Source organism: Amphritea atlantica, assembly GCF_024347255.1.
In the GTDB taxonomy this organism is placed as follows: domain Bacteria; phylum Pseudomonadota; class Gammaproteobacteria; order Pseudomonadales; family Balneatricaceae; genus Amphritea; species Amphritea atlantica.
This window is the reverse complement of record NZ_AP025284.1, coordinates 1,312,507-1,328,623: the sequence shown is the minus strand read 5'-3', so window position 1 is coordinate 1,328,623 and position 16,117 is coordinate 1,312,507. Positions and strand designations below refer to the sequence as shown.

The 16,117-nt window shown below is 49.9% G+C and carries 16 protein-coding genes; 2 read left to right on the top strand and 14 right to left on the bottom strand.

Annotated elements, in window-relative coordinates; all coding sequences use genetic code 11:
• The first annotated feature begins 8 nt into the window (after positions 1-8).
• A complete protein-coding gene (locus OCU43_RS06030) occupies positions 9-1,337 on the top strand; it encodes a TRAP transporter large permease (RefSeq protein ID WP_091362274.1) in 1,329 nt (442 codons plus the stop codon).
• 427 nt (positions 1,338-1,764) lie between these two features.
• Positions 1,765-2,367, top strand: coding sequence for a TetR/AcrR family transcriptional regulator (locus OCU43_RS06025; RefSeq protein WP_091362275.1), 603 nt, complete (start codon positions 1,765-1,767; stop codon positions 2,365-2,367).
• A 34-nt stretch (positions 2,368-2,401) separates the two neighbouring features.
• Here OCU43_RS06025 and OCU43_RS06020 read toward each other — a convergent pair whose 3' ends face one another.
• From OCU43_RS06020 to OCU43_RS05955, 14 genes are all read right to left on the bottom strand, one after another.
• Positions 2,402-3,214: an AraC family transcriptional regulator gene (locus OCU43_RS06020; RefSeq protein WP_175483635.1), complete on the bottom strand. Its 813-nt coding sequence runs from the start codon at positions 3,212-3,214 to the stop codon at positions 2,402-2,404.
• A gap of 241 nt (positions 3,215-3,455) precedes the next feature.
• Positions 3,456-4,736 (bottom strand): TRAP transporter large permease, encoded by a 1,281-nt coding sequence (locus OCU43_RS06015; protein ID WP_091362277.1) that lies wholly within the window; start codon positions 4,734-4,736, stop codon positions 3,456-3,458.
• Positions 4,737-4,745: 9 nt separating this feature from the next.
• The gene (locus OCU43_RS06010) at positions 4,746-5,219 is read right to left on the bottom strand and encodes a TRAP transporter small permease (protein ID WP_091362278.1); all 474 of its coding nucleotides are present in this window, start codon (positions 5,217-5,219) and stop codon (positions 4,746-4,748) included.
• 81 nt (positions 5,220-5,300) lie between these two features.
• The gene (locus tag OCU43_RS06005) at positions 5,301-6,332 is read right to left on the bottom strand and encodes a TRAP transporter substrate-binding protein (protein ID WP_091362279.1); all 1,032 of its coding nucleotides are present in this window, start codon (positions 6,330-6,332) and stop codon (positions 5,301-5,303) included.
• Positions 6,333-6,512: 180 nt separating this feature from the next.
• Complete coding sequence (locus OCU43_RS06000) at positions 6,513-7,508, bottom strand: FAD-binding oxidoreductase (protein ID WP_091362280.1); 996 nt, start codon at positions 7,506-7,508, stop codon at positions 6,513-6,515.
• Positions 7,508-8,551, bottom strand: a complete 1,044-nt coding sequence (dmpG, locus tag OCU43_RS05995) for a 4-hydroxy-2-oxovalerate aldolase (protein WP_261832993.1) — start codon at positions 8,549-8,551, stop codon at positions 7,508-7,510. The genes OCU43_RS06000 and dmpG overlap by 1 nt, the downstream gene beginning before the upstream one ends.
• Positions 8,552-8,566: 15 nt before the next feature.
• The gene (locus tag OCU43_RS05990; RefSeq protein ID WP_261832992.1) at positions 8,567-9,478 is read right to left on the bottom strand and encodes an acetaldehyde dehydrogenase (acetylating); all 912 of its coding nucleotides are present in this window, start codon (positions 9,476-9,478) and stop codon (positions 8,567-8,569) included.
• A gap of 15 nt (positions 9,479-9,493) precedes the next feature.
• Entirely contained in the window at positions 9,494-11,323 is a 1,830-nt protein-coding gene (locus OCU43_RS05985; protein ID WP_091360672.1) for a feruloyl-CoA synthase, read from the bottom strand.
• 36 nt (positions 11,324-11,359) lie between these two features.
• Positions 11,360-12,142 carry a 2-keto-4-pentenoate hydratase gene (locus OCU43_RS05980; RefSeq protein WP_091360674.1) on the bottom strand — a complete coding sequence of 261 codons (783 nt, stop codon included), beginning with the start codon at positions 12,140-12,142 and terminating at the stop codon, positions 11,360-11,362.
• On the bottom strand, positions 12,139-13,095 hold the full coding sequence (locus OCU43_RS05975) for an NAD(P)H-dependent flavin oxidoreductase (protein ID WP_091360676.1): 957 nt from the start codon (positions 13,093-13,095) through the stop codon (positions 12,139-12,141). The genes OCU43_RS05980 and OCU43_RS05975 overlap by 4 nt, the downstream gene beginning before the upstream one ends.
• Positions 13,092-13,874, bottom strand: a complete 783-nt coding sequence (gene hcaB / locus OCU43_RS05970) for a 3-(cis-5,6-dihydroxycyclohexa-1,3-dien-1-yl)propanoate dehydrogenase (protein WP_091360677.1) — start codon at positions 13,872-13,874, stop codon at positions 13,092-13,094. The genes OCU43_RS05975 and hcaB overlap by 4 nt, the downstream gene beginning before the upstream one ends.
• A 7-nt stretch (positions 13,875-13,881) precedes the next feature.
• The gene (locus OCU43_RS05965; RefSeq protein ID WP_091360679.1) at positions 13,882-14,421 is read right to left on the bottom strand and encodes a 3-phenylpropionate/cinnamic acid dioxygenase subunit beta; all 540 of its coding nucleotides are present in this window, start codon (positions 14,419-14,421) and stop codon (positions 13,882-13,884) included.
• On the bottom strand, positions 14,418-15,767 hold the full coding sequence (locus OCU43_RS05960; RefSeq protein ID WP_091360681.1) for an aromatic ring-hydroxylating oxygenase subunit alpha: 1,350 nt from the start codon (positions 15,765-15,767) through the stop codon (positions 14,418-14,420). Before OCU43_RS05960 ends, OCU43_RS05965 begins: the two co-directional genes overlap by 4 nt.
• An 11-nt stretch (positions 15,768-15,778) precedes the next feature.
• Positions 15,779-16,117, bottom strand: coding sequence for a non-heme iron oxygenase ferredoxin subunit (locus OCU43_RS05955; protein WP_091360683.1), 339 nt, complete (start codon positions 16,115-16,117; stop codon positions 15,779-15,781).

Here is a 16,117-nt window from a genome sequence, read left to right as displayed (position 1 = left end):
TATTTAGCATGACTGTTGCCCTGATTGGCTTTGCCATCCTTCTTATTCTGATTGTAATCCTCCGTATCCCTATCGCCTTTTCCATGGCGATCGTGGGATTCTTCGGCTTTGCCTATATGCAGGGCCTGAATTTCGACAGCTATACAGATTTCAACTGGAACAGTGCGCTTTCAATGGCTGCCAAACGGGTTATAAATACCGCTCAGGAATACAGTTTATCGGTTATTCCCCTGTTTATTCTGATGGGCAACCTGGTCACAAAATCGGGGTTATCCCATCAGTTATACCGGGCTTCGAACGCCTTTCTAGGACATATGCAGGGAGGTCTGTCGATGGCCACGGTGGTTGCTTGTGGCGGTTCCTCTGCAATCTGTGGGTCCAGCCTGGCCACCTCGGCAACCATGGCTAAAGTCGCCATGCCGCCCATGCGTAAATACGGTTATGCCGATTCACTTGCAACCGCCTCGATTGCGGCAGGCGGTACACTGGGTATTCTGATCCCCCCCAGCGTTATCCTGGTAATTTATGGCCTGCTCACTGAAACCAGCATCCGCGAGCTGTTTGCGGCAGGGTTTATCCCCGGATTTATCGGCATTCTGCTCTACCTTTGCGCAGTGCGGTTCGCCGTTTGGCGCAATCCGGAGGACGGCCCCTGTGGCGAGCGTCTCAGCTGGCCGGAACGTATTCAGGCACTACAGGGTGTATGGGGAGTGCTGATCCTGTTCAGCGTGGTAATGGGTGGTATCTACCTCGGTGTATTTACCCCGACTGAAGCAGCAGGTATCGGAGCCGGTGGCGCGTTTGTCATTGCCCTGTACCGGCGATCACTAACCCTGGCCAACCTGTTTGATATTCTCACCGATACCGCACGAACCTCGGCAATGCTGTTCGGTGTTTTGATTGGCGCGCTGATCTTTTCAAATTTCATCAATCGTGCAGGTCTGCCGGGTGACCTGCTGACACTGGTACAAAGTGTCGATGTATCGCCGATGGCAATCATTTTTATCATCCTGGGCATCTACATTGTGCTGGGAATGGTGTTTGAAAGCCTCTCTATGATGCTGCTGACCGTACCTATCTTTTTCCCTTTAGTGCAGAGCCTCGGATTCGATCTGGTCTGGTTCGGTATTGTCGTAGTGGTTGTCACCGAGATCAGTCTGATTACCCCACCCGTCGGGATGAATGTGTTTGTCCTCAGCGCGGTACTCAGAGATGTCAAAGCCAGCACCATCTTCAAAGGGGTTACCCCTTTCTGGTGCGCGGATATTGTCCGGCTTATATTGATCACACTTATTGCTCCGATATCACTGTTTCTTCCTGAACTGCTTTATCGCTGAGCCGGAAATCAGCAAGAGAGTAATATTACCGCTGATTCAAACAAGTCCGGCATGTTGCAGATGAGATCGACGCAGATGCCATAGTGATATGATTGCAGTACTCACAGCAGTGTTGTTCAGTTTTTACTGGATTCAATAACGCATAAAGTGATCCATAATTCAAAGCTTCCCGTGCCTATCCTGCCGGGATAAACTAACCTGATCTCTACAGCACTATTCCGCGACGATATAACCGGAATAGTGCTGCTTTCTTATCCAACCAGAGAATCTGTATCTCCTTGTTTCCATGTTCATTTAATCATCAGATTAGCGCCAGAAAAAATAGAAATAAAACCCCTGCCAATAACGCCGGAATGTGTTGACCACACATACCACAGTTGCTACTTTACCACTGTCTTTGACCTTCCATGCGAGCTGCAATAAATAGATGACTACACAAAAATTATCCCGCGAAGAATGGATAAATGCCGCCACTCAGGTACTCGCCACCAGCGGTATTGATCAGGTTCGCGTCGATAAACTTGCCAAGCAACTGAAAATAACCCGCGGTAGTTTTTATCATCACTTTACCAGCCGTAATGATCTGTTAATTTCCATTCTGGACAAATGGCGTTTGCGGGCAACCGAAGCAGTCATTGCGCGGATTCAAAGCGCCAGCAACGACCCGGTTGAACAGATCACCACACTGATGAATCTGCCTATTACAGGCAAACGCTCTTTTGATGGGGCTTCAGTAGAAATCTCTATCAGAGCCTGGGCCCGGCGGGACAAACTGGCACGTTCGGCCGTAGAAGAAGTCGACAAATATCGCCTGTCATTCATCAACAGTATTTTTACCAATCTTGGCCATACATCAGACCGGGCTGATGATCTGGCAAACCTGGTTTACTCCTATATTGTGGCGATGTCGCTGATACACTTTGATAATAAATTCGAAGAACGCCGGGAGATGTCCCGACGTCTGGCTGAGTTTTTATCTGATAATTGTCCCGTAAGCAAATGCCCTAAACGGAAAAACCAACCGGCTTAACTTAGACTACAGGCAGAATAAACCATTCTGCCGGTCATCTCCTGCACGTTTGCGAAGGCGACTCACCAAAGTAATCACGATATACCTTTGCGAATCGGCCAAGATTATTAAAGCCGTATTCCAATGCTACCTGTGTAATATTTTTCATACTCTTCAGGTCAACCAACTCTCTATAAATACATTCAAGTTTTATATGACAGATGTATACCCGGGGACTCAAACCAAATTCATTTTTGAAAAGATGATACAGCGATCTCTCACTGACATTAATATAGGCAGCCAGATCCAAAGGCTTATACTCTTTACGCGGATCAGAGATTACCCAGCGACGAATCTTCTCAATCTTCGGGTTTTCGCAGTAGCTGACTTTATAAAATGGGTCAGCGTTATTCTCGAACCGCTGCAACAACAAGCATGAAAAGAAATGACGATACTGAACCTTCAGCTGTTCAGGTGTCTGACCCGGCTCAGCATCCAGCAGCGACAGAATCTGATGCTTAAGTACACCTAGCTGTTCCAGTTTAAACACATTCGGTTTAAACACCAGACCGGATGCCCTCAGATGGTATCCCAGGTGAACCGCATCCTCTGTCAGGGTTTCAACCGGCATTCTGATTGTCACAATCTGACTGCCCGCATCCACTGCCGTATTCAGATTTTCTGAGGTGTTAACCAGGCAAAGATCACCACAGCCCAGAGATAATTCATCGCTCTTGAGCCAAAGGCGAGCTCCTCCTTGCTGAACAATTATCAACTGAAACCATCCGGGACTATCAGGTTCAGAAATATCGACAAACTGATCATAGCTGCCCACACAAACCTGAATCATCCCCAGGGATTTCTTCATTATATAGTGTGGGGCCTGAGGAGGGTTACGGCGCTCTTTTTGAAGGACTGTTCCTAACGCGAATAGAGCATCCTGCTTCAAAAAGGTATCGTAAGAAAAGGCATTCACTACAGCCATGCTTACCTCCACAATTTATTCTTGTTGTAAGAGTCATATTGAGCGTATGAATTAAGTTAACGAACAGATCTATCAATACTGAAAGCCTCTTGATCTGATTTAATCAAGGGCTTTCAATGAGTATCTACTGAACCAGAATTAAAGAGATAGATGGCACTAATACAATCAGGGCTAAGCGAAACAGATCTGCAACAACAAAGGGGAAGACCCCTTTAAAAATAGTTTTCAGCTCAACATCTGGTAGCACCGATTTCAACACAAAACAGTTCAAACCCACCGGTGGACTGATCAGACTGATCTCTGTTGCGACGACCACCACAATGCCAAACCAGATCAGATCCATTCCCATACTGGAAACAATCGGATAAAACACCGGCACCGTCAGCAACAGCATAGAGATCGATTCGAGCACAGCCCCCAGCAACAGGTATATTGCAATAATGACGAACAGCACGCCTAACAAGCCGAACCCCAGACTATCGATCCAGTCGACCACGTCATAAGGGAAGTTAGACACATTCACCAGATTGGCAAAAATCAGCGAACCGATCAGAATCGCAATCAGTGATACGGATGTCACCGCACTATCCTCCAGTGCATCACGCATCCGCTGCCAGTCAAACTTGCCACGCAGGAACGTCAGAAAAATTGCGCCAACAACACCGACGGCTGCCGACTCCGTTGGGGAGAAAAATCCGAAGTAAATGCCGCCTAATACAATCGAAACCAGCATGGTAAACGCCCACAACTGACGGATCGCAGCAAAGCGTTCTTTGAATGTCGCTTTTTCCCCTGAAGGACAGCTACCTGGTTTCAGATAAGAGATAACAATGATGGCGAGACAGTACATCACAATACCGATCAGGCCTGGAATAACACCGGCGACAAACAGCTGACCGATATCGGTCTCCGTTATAATGCCGTAAAACACCAGCGCGATAGAGGGGGGTATCAATATCCCCAGGGTTCCACCGGCGGCGATAACCCCTGTCGCAACCTCCTGACTATAGCCATAGCGAATCATCGAAGGGTAAGCAATTTTTGACATGGTTGCCGCGGTTGCAAAACTGGAGCCGCAGAAGGTGCTGAAACCACCACAGGCGCCAATGGTGGTAATCGCAAGACCTCCGCGCATATGCCCTATCAGTGCATAGGTCGCAGCATAAAGCTCTTCGGCCAATCCGGATTTTGCAACGATATTACCCATCAGAATAAACAGAGGGATAACGGCAAATTCGTAGGAGATAACCGTTTCAGACGCGATACTGCCCAGTTGACTCAGTGCAGCTCCCCAGCCCTGATAATAAGCCAGCCCCAAAACACCAACAGAGCCGGTAGCGACCGCGATAGGCACGCGTAAAAACAGCAGCGCAAACAGCACTACAAATGTGATCAGAATAATCATGACAGAGTCCTAGAAACCAGAATTTCGTTTAGGCGCAGAAACAAACAGGCTGACCCAGGCAATCAGGGCAAAGACACTCACCGCCAGTAACACCTTCCACTTCATCACACCCAGAAAAAGGAAAACATCACCAAACTTGTAGGACTCTTCCACCTGCATAAACAGTGTGATCACCAACGTGGTGTAAAAGACGCATTCAATCAGATAGACAAACCAGAAAATAATCTTGCCAAAGGTACCTACATAAAACTTATCCAGCAGATCTATCGTGATATGACCTTTGGTTTTGTGCACATGGTAGAGGCCCGAATAAAACATGATAGCCAGCGAGATCGAGACCACCTCGTATGAAAACCCGAGAGGAGTATCAAAAACGGTGCGGCCAACCACGTCGACAAAAATAACTAACGCCATCAGCAACGCAGCCACAATCGCTATTTTCGAGCAAAGAACTTCCAACACTTTGAGAACGGATAAAGGCATAACAGCATACTCTTATGAAACCGCCTCCCGGACTGCCCGTTATCAGAGCCGATAAAGCACAGTTCAGGAGGCGGTGAAACATCATTTCATCGCTTCAAGTTCAGACTTGTAGTAGTCCATTGCTTGCTGACCATCGACACCCTCTTTCTCCGCCTCTTTCAGCCAGTTTTCACGGGCTGGGGCAAATACCGTTGTCAGAGATGAGATCAGTTCAGGAGAGGCAACCCGGTATTCAGCCCCCAGACGAGCTTTCAGAGCAGCTCTTGCCTTGACGTCATTTTCATCCCAGAGTTTACCCATCAGAGCAGACAGCTTTTCACCCGCCAGATCCATAATCGCCGCCTGATCCGCCGGGCTGATCATCTCCCATTTATCTTTATTCATGATGATGAACGCGGAGTTTGAATACAGTCCACCGGGGATCTGCGTCACATGGTTGATATATTTGTCGACTTTAAAGCCGGTCAGCAGCTCATCCGACAGCGCTGTGCCATCAATAACACCACGGGAGAGGAATTCACGCAGTTCCACCAGAGAACCGGAGATAGGGATAACATTCAGCTCTTTAAGTGCATTCGATACCACCGGGGTCTGAACCCGGATCTTCAGCCCATCCAGATCTTTAGCGGACACAATCGCGCTATCTTTGGTATGCAGGTTGCCGCCGGAAGTCACATGCACCGCCAGGGTAACGACATCATCATGCATCCCGCTTGGTTTGAAATATTTGTTGAAGGTACGCCAATACGCTTTAGAACTTTTCTCGGCATCGAGGTTATCAAATGGAAACTCAACCATCTCACTCAGCGGAAAGGCACCCGGTGTATATCCGTGAGGCCCCCAGGCAACATCCGCAACACCATTAACCACCGCCTGGTAGTTTCGGGTAGGCGGCGCAAGCGGTTTTGCAGAAGGACGAATTTTTACCCGACCTTCCGTGGCATCTTCAACCTGCTTAAAAAACTTTAACAGACCGTCAACCTGCGACCAGTGAGTGGGTGGAAACCACTGGTTGTAACGAAGCGTAAGGGTTTCACTTGCCTGAGCAATAGTAGCGGAACTCAGTGATGCACAGATCAGTGCCGCTCCGATAAAGGTTTTCTTAAGTAGCATAGCCGTTCCTCGGTTTTATTATGATTAAATGGAACACAACAAAATTGTTTCACAATACAGTATTGTATGTCTATATTATTAAAAAATATTTATTTTCTATAAATACATTATTATTCAGTAAGTTATATTAGTTCTATAGAATTAAAAATAAGTGCATAACTGTATGTTATGGATTATGACTCAGACAAAAGCATCGCTATAGAAGCGGTCCGGCTCCAGCCCACAGAGCTCAACGAAATCACGCCGGGCTGAGGAAACAACAATAGGCGCACCACAGGCATACACCTCATAAGCCGACATATCCGCAATATCATCGACAACCGCCTGATGAACAAAGCCCGTGCGGCCGTTCCAGCCTTCATCAACGCTATCGGAGAGCACCGGAATATATGAAAACCAGCGATTCAGTTCTGCCCATTGCTGACAAAGCTGATCCATATAAAGGTCCTGCTGGCAGCGCCCCCCCCAATAAAGAGCAACCGGACGGGTATTACCACGGGCAACCAGATCCAGCATCATCGATTTAACGGGCGCAAAACCGGTACCACTGGCAACCATAATGATCGGGCTATCCGAATCCCTGACATAGAAAGTGCCGTACGGCCCCTCGATGGTGACTATCGCTTTGGGCTTCAGCTCATCAACGATAAACGGGCTGACTGCGCCATCCGGCATCTTCCGCACGTGCAGCTCTATCAGCGCATCGGCATCTGTACTGGCCATGGAATAGCTGCGGGTGTCATAACCTTTGACGGTCAGGTCCAGATACTGACCGGGTTTAAAGGCGAAATTGATCCCCGGGGCCGGCGCTATTTTAAGCACCGCAACATCATCAGATACCGCCTCTTTAGCCATGGTTCTGCCAGCACACTTTTGCACACTGATCCCTTCCAGCTCTGTAACCTCAGGCGCTTCAATCACCAGATCAGCGGTTGCATGTCCGACACACATCAATCCGGTTTTACCCTCAAGATCACTCTGCTCAAGCTTGATGCCAGCAGGATCAGCGTAGCTGACAGCGCCTGACAGAATCGGGGCCCGGCACTCGCCACACTGGCCATCGCGGCAGCTGTGTTTCAGCGTGATACCCGCTTCCAATGCAGCTTCAAGGATTGTTTGAGACGCCTCAACCGTGAAGGACTTATCCGCCGGTTCAATCTGTACTGTCATCCCCATCAGATTAATCCCTTCTCTTTTGCCTGCTTTTCTTTAAACATGGTCAGTGCCAGGTCTTCAATCATATCTTCCTGCCCGCCAACGGTGCCGCGGCGCCCCAGCTCAACCAGAATATCCCGGGCCTGAATGCCATACTTCGCTTCCGCCCGTTTGGCAAACAGCAGGAACGAGGAGTAAACACCCGCAAAGCCCAGTGTCAGCGCGTCACGATCGACACGGATCGGCTGGTCCATCATCGGTACAATCAGGTCTTCAGCAACATCCATAATCTTGTACAGATCGATACCGTGGTCCGCTTCCATCCGTACTAGTGTTGCTACCAGCACCTCCAGTGGGGTATTACCGGCACCGGCACCTAACCCAGCCACCGAGCCATCGATACGCCCGGCACCGGCATCGATAGCGGCCAGGGAGTTGGCGACCGCCATCCCCATGTTGTGGTGGCCGTGGAAACCCACCTCAATAGAGGAATCCAGTTCAGCTCGCAGCAGACCGATCTTCTCGGTCACTTCATCCGGCAGCATGTAACCGGCGGAGTCGGTGCAGTAGATGCAGTTAGCGCCATAAGAGACCATCAGCCGCGCCTGCTCGAGAATCTTCTCCGGGCTGGCCATGTGCGCCATCATCAGGAAACCGACGGTATCCATCTCCAGTTTGGCGGCCAGACCGATGTGCTGTTCAGTGACATCGGCTTCAGTGCAGTGACTGGCAACACGGATGGTATTCACACCCAGATCTTTTGCCATGCGCAGGTGATCGACCGTTCCGATCCCGGGCAACAGCAGGGCGGAGACTTTGGCGTTTTTCAGTTTCGGAATCACCGCACCGAGATACTCTTCATCGCTGTGCGCTGGGAAACCGTAGTTTACCGAGGTGCCGCCCAGGCCATCACCGTGGGTCACTTCGATCAGCGGCATACCCGCTTCATCCAGTGCGGTGGCGACATTCACCATCTGTTCCAGCGAGATCTGGTGACGTTTGGCGTGCATACCGTCCCGCAGACTCATGTCATGGAGGACTACTTTTTTACCTTTCAGATTCATCTTTTTCTCCTCCACTTAGCCGCGTGCTGGCAGGGTAATGTTGCCGTTAGCGGCTTCTTCCGCAAACATCTCGGCGGTGCGCAGCCCGGCTGCGGTCATGATGTCCAGGTTGCCGGCATACTTCGGCAGATAATCCCCCAGACCTTCCACTTCCATAAACATGGAGACGCGGTTGCCATCAAATACCGGGCCGTTGACCAGGTGATAACCGGGTACATATTTCTGCACCTCTTTCACCATCGCGTGGACGGAGGCGGTAATCGCGGCCTGATCCGGCTCGCCTTCGGTGAGACAGTGCACGGTATCGCGCATCATCAGCGGTGGCTCAGCGGGGTTGATAATGATGATCGCTTTACCTTTTTTCGCGCCGCCGACTTTTTCGACTGCACCAGCGGTGGTACGGGTAAATTCATCGATATTTTTGCGGGTACCCGGGCCAGCAGACTTAGAGGAGACGGTAGCGATAATTTCACCGTACTCAACTGGCTGTACGCTGGACACAGCGGCGACCATCGGGATCGTTGCCTGGCCACCGCAGGTGACCATGTTGACATTCATCTCCAGGTTTTGTGCGTGTGCCCGCAGGTTGACAGGTGGCACACAGAAGGGGCCAATCGCTGCCGGTGTCAGGTCGATCATGATGACGCCCAGTTCGTTCAGCTTGCGGCTGTTCTCGGCATGAACATAGGCCGAGGTAGCATCAAAAGCGACGCGGATATCATCTTCGATGACGTACGGCAGCACTCCATCAACGCCTTCAGCGATGGTTTTAATACCCATCTCACGGGCGCGTTTCAGGCCATCGGATTCCGGGTCGATACCCACCATCCACACCGGTTCGATCCACTCGGAACGCTGCATCTTCATCAGCAAATCGGTACCGATATTGCCCGGTCCGATAATCACTGCTTTCAGTTTCTTACTCATCGCTCACACCACCCACTAAATAATGCTAAGAACTAATTCAGACGAACTTTTTTTATAGATTTCATCAACCGAGTCACTTCGGTTCTCCAGCATTTTTCGCTGGTTCAGACTGCCCTTATCGGTTATTTCACCCAGCTCCAGATGAGGCAACTCATCCAACACCAGTAACTTGCACACTTTCTGAGAAGAGCCTTTAGCGGAGGATGACATCTGTTCAAGCGATGTTTGCAACGCCGCTCTGACGTCCGCGACGGCAAACAGCTCATGACCACTCATCCGTCCTTCGGTATCACCCGCCAGCTGACGCATTTTCGGTCCGGGAATCACCATCAGACTGATATAATCCTGGTTATGCCCGACCACAACACCATCTGAAACCAGATCGCCGAAGTTCTGATACATCCGCGAGCGGATAGACGCAACACACACCCAGGTGCCCGTACTGAGTTTGAAGTCTTCGGACACACGTCCATCAAACAGAATACCTTCGGATGGGTTTTCTCTGTTTTTCAATTTGCCGGCATCACCGATGCAGTAGAAACCCAGCTCATCAAAGGCGGCAGTGGTGGCTTCAGGGTCATTGAGGTACTGTTCAAACACAATCGGACCTTTAATGCGCATCTCCAGCTTGGAGCCATTCGGTACAAAACGAATCTGTACACCGGGGAAAGGCACACCAATGTTGCCCGGCTTATCCAGTCGCCAATGCACATTAGTAATCGCAGGAGCCGTTTCAGTCGCGCCCCACTCCGTAGTGAAGAACACATCGTGCCCCACCTCTTCCGCCATCCGCTTAAGATCATCCCAAACCGACGGCGCCAACGCTGCCGCCGCATAAAACAGCATGTTGATATTGGAAAAGAATGTCTTTTTCAGCTCTTCATCCTGCTGCAGATGCTCCACCAATACTTCATAGCCTTTAGGCACATTGAAGTAGAGATTCGGCTTAATCTCTTTGATATTTTTAAGCGTTTCGCCAATCAGATTTGGCACCGGTTTGCCATTATCGATATACAGCGAACCACCGTTGCGCAGCACCAGGTTGAAGTTGTGGTTTGAACCAAAGGTATGACTCCAGGGAAGCCAGTCCAGAATCCGGGGAGTTTCCTGCTCAATAAACGGGTAATACTGAGCAATCATCTGCTGGTTGGAACAGATCATTCGCTGGGTGACGACCGCAATTTTTGGCTTTCCGGTCGAACCCGATGTCAGCATATACTTGGCGTGGGTATCACCATCCAGTGTCTGAAACAGCGCTGACACCGCTTCCGTTGCCAGAGTCTCAATCAGTGACTGAAACGTAATGGCATCAGAGTCCACGTCTGACTTTTGCGAGGTAATGAAAAGACTGATCTGCTCACACCCCTGGATAGCCGGTGCAAACGCCGCCTCGTTGTCGGCATACACCGCACAGGGTCTGAGTCGCTTAATCGTGCCGTGAAGCTGCTCATAGGTTTTCGCCACCAGCGAGTAGGCAACGGATATCGATGTCACAGGGATACCGATATGCATCGCAGCCATCATCATCAGCGCATGATCAACTGAATTTCCAGACAGGATAACCAGCGGCCCTTTGCCAACCAGTCCCAGATTAATCATCCCCTGTGCAATATTATGAACCTGATCGCGACACTGACGGTAGGTCAGTGTACGCCAGCCTTCGCCCTGCCGTTCTGCCAGGACAACCTGATCGGGCCGTTTCTCTGCCCAGGTTTCCAACCAGTCGCCTGCGCAGCGCTCATAACTGTCTAACGGTGTTTTTGACTGAATGATAAATGAACCATCATCACTCAACAGCATATCAACAGATGTTTTCGGCATCTGCGAAAAAATATCGGCACCCATAACAAACCTTCTTTCATATTTTTTATAGTTATTTAGCTATTCTGCGTTCAGACTAATCTCATCCAGCCCTTCAAAACGGAAAGAGTACTGCTGACCAGGTATCAGACTGACCATCGGCGCCAGAGCGCCCGACAGAACAATCTGACCTTTACGTATTGGTGTGCTGAGTTCTATCAGCTTTTTTGCCAGCCAATAAGCCGATAGCAGCGGACTCCCCAGGCATGCAGATCCCCGCCCGCTGGCAACACATTCATTATTGGAATGAATCGCCACGGCCAGTGCTTCAAAGTCCACACCCTGCGGTGAAAAGATCCGTTTGCCCGGCATATACAGGGCAGAAGAGGCATTGTCAGCAATGGTATCGACGATGCCGATCTTCCAGTCCGCAACCACCGAATCAACGATTTCGATGACTGGGAAGAAGTAGTCGATCGCGGATAACAGCTCCATAAAGGTCAGATTTTCTTTATCCAGATCCTCTTTAAAGCAGAAGCCAATTTCACCCTCGGCTTTGGGCGCAATCAGCCCACTACAATCAACCGATTCACCACTCAACACTTCCATATCAGCGAACAGCACACCGTAATCGGGTTGATCAACGCCCAGCTGTTGTTGCACCGCTTCAGAGGTGAGACCGATCTTATAACCTACGACTCTGCCACCTTCATCGAGTCTACGCTGATTAACTATCGACTGAATCTGATAAGCATCATCGATGCTTAGCTGCGGAAAATCAGCGGATACTGGCGCGATAGCCGTTGCAGTTTTTCGCCCCTGAAGGATCGATTCCGCAATCTCTCTGTAGTGACTACTGCTCATGCCAGATACCCGGCTGCAATCGCCTGAGACCGTTTCAGCGCATCGGTAAACTCATTGTAAAAACGCTCGGTAATCCCGGTGGCGCTTTCAATCGCAGTGGTACTGCCAACGCCCTGTCCCGCCGACCAGACATCCTTCCAGGCTTTATTGGCTGTCGAAATATTGCCGGAGAAATCGATTTTGGCATCGTTGCTGGCGTCAGGATCAATGCCCGCTTTATCCAGGCTGGCCTGCATCCAGTTTGCCAGCACACCGCTCACCGCTTTGGTTTCCACAACCCCTTCAATATCGGTATCCACCAGCATCTGCTTGTATTCATCACTGGCAAAACTTTCAGTTGCGGCGATATAACGGGTACCACTGGCAACAAAGTCAGCGCCCGCCACCAGCATGGCCGCCACATCAGAGCCGTGAGAGATACAGCCGGCAATCCCCAGCGGACCATCCCAGAACTGACGTACTTCAGCGATAAAGGCGAGTGGGTTGTAACGCCCGGTGTGTCCCCCCGCCCCCTGAGTGACCAGAATCAGGCCATCCACTCCGGCATCGGCTGATTTCTTTGCCATACCCGGCGTAATAACATCGGCATAGACTTTACCGCCGTAGGATTTGACCACCTCCATCACCCGCTTCGGCGACCCCAGCGCCGTTGACACAATGGCGGGCTGATATTTGCGCACCAGCTCAATCTCAGCATCAAAACGATCGTAGGAGGAGTGCACAATCATATTGAACAACCAGGGCAGTGACTGGCTATTCAGCTCACCATGGACCTGAGCCATCCACTCATTGAGGGTTTCAACCGTCCGGGCATTGGCTGCAGGTAAGCTGCCAATCACACCACTCTTTGAGCTGGCAATCACCAGTTCTGGCGAAGAAACCAGAAACATCGGCGCCACAATCATCGGTAGTTTCAGGCGACTAAACAGCGCTTTTTCTTGTTGTATACTCATCGGGCTATCCAACCTCCATCACTGTGGATAACAGTTCCTGTGGTCATCGGGGACTGTTCATTTGCAGCCAGAAGGACATAAAGGGCAGTATGGTCCTCAGGGCTTGCAATCTTTTTTAACGGCACGGCATTCGCCGCATTTTCATTAAAATCAGGGATATGATTCAGCGGCCGGGCCTTACTGGAGATACCCTCAACCGACTTCATCTCAGTATCGGTTGCCCCGGGAGAGACACCGTTTACACGGATCTCCGGCGCAAGTTCATAGGCAAGTTGTTTAATCAGGCCGACTACCGCGTGCTTGGATGTCACATACAACACACCACCGCCACCGGGGTAAAAGCCAGAATTAGAAACCGTCAGGACGATGCTGCCATGGTTCTGCTTAAGCTGATCCATCGCCGCTTTCACCCCGTTCATATACCCCAGCACATTGACCTGAAACAGCTTGTTGAAACTGGCCTCAAGCTTCTCTGGTGCAATACGGGAAAGCGGCGCAAAAAAATCAAACAACGCCGCATTGCCAACAAAGATATCGAGTTTGCCAAAACGTTCAACCGCCAACTCCACCACTTTGTGGTTATCGCTGTAGTTGGTGACATCACCGCAGACAGAACAGAGCTCATCCGGATAGCGCGCCTGCAGCTGAGCAAGCTTTTCCTGATTCAGGTCCAGCACCGCTACTTTAGCGCCCTCCTTTATGAACCGCTCAACCACGGCCCGGCCGATGCCCTCAGCACCACCAGAGATAAACGCGACTTTGTCTTTCAGAATCGTCATAAATCCCTCACAGGAAAGTATTGATATTCTTGCAACTCAGCGTCGCATTCGGCATCAGAATCAGACGCTTACGGATCTTGAAACTGTCTCCGCTTTTCACCAGCAGGTCACGGCGACGTCCAAAGATGACGTATTCCTCATCCTGTCCACGACTACGCACACTCTGGAATACTGAATAGACCAGCAGCTCTGATTCAGACTCGCCCTCAAACACTTCTACATTTGACAGGGTATGAACATTGCGGGTAGCCGGATTTTCAGCCCAGGCAGACGGTTGGGCAAAGCGGGCCACACGGCGACTCAGATCGGTAATGTTGTCATCAAAAAACGCCATATGATTGGGGTCATAAAAACCTTCGCTCAACAGGTTTTCTCGGCGACGGTTTTCAATTCCCGGCATCCAGTAATGAATATCATCGGCCATCAGTGTTAACCATTCGCTAAAGCGTTCTTCATCCAGTAAACGGTATTCCATATTCAGGAAACCGGTGACTTTGTAATGCATCTCCATTGAAACCGGAGTCAGCTGTTGATCTTTGCTGTTCATTTCTCCACCTCCGCTTTACCTTTATTACGATTCGGGACTTCGGCCCAACTCTTTGCTTGCAGCAGATCCTGCCAACGCTGATAAAACGCCCTTGAATTAGCTTCATTCAGCTGGCCTTTATAGACATTGGCCGGAAGGTCTGTATCTTCCAGATAGGTATCCATCCCCAGACCGATAAAGAGATCCTGTTTGGCGGTCACTTTGCCTTTCGCCGTCTTAGTGCAGTATTCCCAGTTTTCACCGTCATCCATCTCAAATACACCGGTAGGCGAGAAGGTCATCATTGCACCTTTACGCCATCTGTCTTTAATGTCCTGAGGTGCACTTTTATTCACCACCACCCAGGTAAAGAGCTCGATTTTGTTAGGCCCACGGGGCTGCCATATACGTACAGTGTTCTGTCCCGCGAGGAATGAGAAGTTAGGGAAGATGGTGCAGGAGGAAACCGAACCGATCATATTGGAACGGAATTCACCCAGTCGCTCAGCCACTGATGGCTTAATGGTATGCAGATACTTATTTAACTGAGAGTCCCCCAGTACGGCGACATTGCCGACGGTATCCAGCGCAAATTCATAACCGTGGCCGTTCCAGTTAACGGAGTAGGATTCGTCAAAATCACTCACTTTAGCAACCGAACCACCCAGCATAGCCCGCGCTGCAGAATCATGTGTCCAGCCCGCGTGGAGGATATCGCCGACAAAATTTTCCGCCGCGATTTTCCAGTTACACTCATAGGTAGAGCGGATACAACCACCGACAAACTCAGTGCCCCCCTCCTGATTATCAAACAGTGAATCGAGGTACCAGGTCATTGGCCCCAGATACTCTTCAAGGGTTGGGCTGTCCGGATCAAAGGTTGCAAAAATCAGCCCTTTGTATGAATCAACCTTAGCAACCTCTTTCAGACCCCACTTCGACTTGTCAAAATTACTGTCTTCATAGATACCTGATTCATGCTGACCAATCAGATTACCCTCAACATTGAAAGACCAGCCATGATAGTTACAGATAAAGCCACGGGTGGACCCTGACTCAGAGAAGCAGACTTTGTTACCCCGGTGTGGACAGGCATTCAACAGCACCTTAACGCCGCCACTTTTCTGACGAATAACGATAACCTCATCCTCACCCATCGTGGTGGTGATATAGTCACCGGTTTTTTTAATCTGAGACTCATGTCCGACAAACAGCCAGCAGCGGGCAAAGACTTTTTCCAGTTCCTGTTCATAGATCTTCTGATCGTAGAAAATTTCACCGGAAATACGGCCACCTTCAATATCACATACAGACTCTATGCCTTCCAAACAATCTGTCGTATCTATCGTTTTTATCAAGTTGCTCATATCAGGTACCTTTACGCTTTAGCAATAATGTTTTCATCGACTTCAATGACTGCAAAAACCTCATCACCCACAACTTCGACAGGATATGTTTGCAAATCAGTTTCACAGGGAAACCCCTGCGCCTCGCCGCTTGGAATATGGAACATTCCCCAGTGCACAGGACAGACAATCATGTCATCCTCAATATCGCCCTCCGCCAGGGAAGCGGTTGCATGGGTGCACAGATCAGCGGTCGCATAGAACTGGCCACCCAGGTTATACACAGCGATATCGCCAAACGTATTATTTTCAATTTTCTTAACCTGGTTTGCTTCCAGGTCAGTGGCTTTACACAGATAGACTTTTTCCAT

Bases quoted from the DNA above. Each gene is read 5' to 3' on its own strand.
- OCU43_RS05990 (WP_261832992.1), bottom strand. From the start codon at position 9,478: ATGAGTAAGAAACTGAAAGCAGTGATTATCGGACCGGGCAATATCGGT.
- OCU43_RS06015 (WP_091362277.1), bottom strand. From the start codon at position 4,736: ATGATTATTCTGATCACATTTGTAGTGCTGTTTGCGCTGCTGTTTTTA.
- OCU43_RS06005 (WP_091362279.1), bottom strand. From the start codon at position 6,332: ATGCTACTTAAGAAAACCTTTATCGGAGCGGCACTGATCTGTGCATCA.
- OCU43_RS06030 (WP_091362274.1), top strand. From the start codon at position 9: ATGACTGTTGCCCTGATTGGCTTTGCCATCCTTCTTATTCTGATTGTA.
- dmpG (WP_261832993.1), bottom strand. From the start codon at position 8,551: ATGAATCTGAAAGGTAAAAAAGTAGTCCTCCATGACATGAGTCTGCGG.
- OCU43_RS05975 (WP_091360676.1), bottom strand. From the start codon at position 13,095: ATGAGTATACAACAAGAAAAAGCGCTGTTTAGTCGCCTGAAACTACCG.
- OCU43_RS06010 (WP_091362278.1), bottom strand. From the start codon at position 5,219: ATGCCTTTATCCGTTCTCAAAGTGTTGGAAGTTCTTTGCTCGAAAATA.
- OCU43_RS05955 (WP_091360683.1), bottom strand. From the start codon at position 16,117: ATGGAAAAAGTCTATCTGTGTAAAGCCACTGACCTGGAAGCAAACCAG.
- OCU43_RS06025 (WP_091362275.1), top strand. From the start codon at position 1,765: ATGACTACACAAAAATTATCCCGCGAAGAATGGATAAATGCCGCCACT.
- OCU43_RS05980 (WP_091360674.1), bottom strand. From the start codon at position 12,142: ATGAGCAGTAGTCACTACAGAGAGATTGCGGAATCGATCCTTCAGGGG.
- OCU43_RS05960 (WP_091360681.1), bottom strand. From the start codon at position 15,767: ATGAGCAACTTGATAAAAACGATAGATACGACAGATTGTTTGGAAGGC.
- OCU43_RS06000 (WP_091362280.1), bottom strand. From the start codon at position 7,508: ATGGGGATGACAGTACAGATTGAACCGGCGGATAAGTCCTTCACGGTT.
- OCU43_RS05965 (WP_091360679.1), bottom strand. From the start codon at position 14,421: ATGAACAGCAAAGATCAACAGCTGACTCCGGTTTCAATGGAGATGCAT.
- OCU43_RS05985 (WP_091360672.1), bottom strand. From the start codon at position 11,323: ATGGGTGCCGATATTTTTTCGCAGATGCCGAAAACATCTGTTGATATG.
- hcaB (WP_091360677.1), bottom strand. From the start codon at position 13,874: ATGACGATTCTGAAAGACAAAGTCGCGTTTATCTCTGGTGGTGCTGAG.
- OCU43_RS06020 (WP_175483635.1), bottom strand. From the start codon at position 3,214: ATGAAGAAATCCCTGGGGATGATTCAGGTTTGTGTGGGCAGCTATGAT.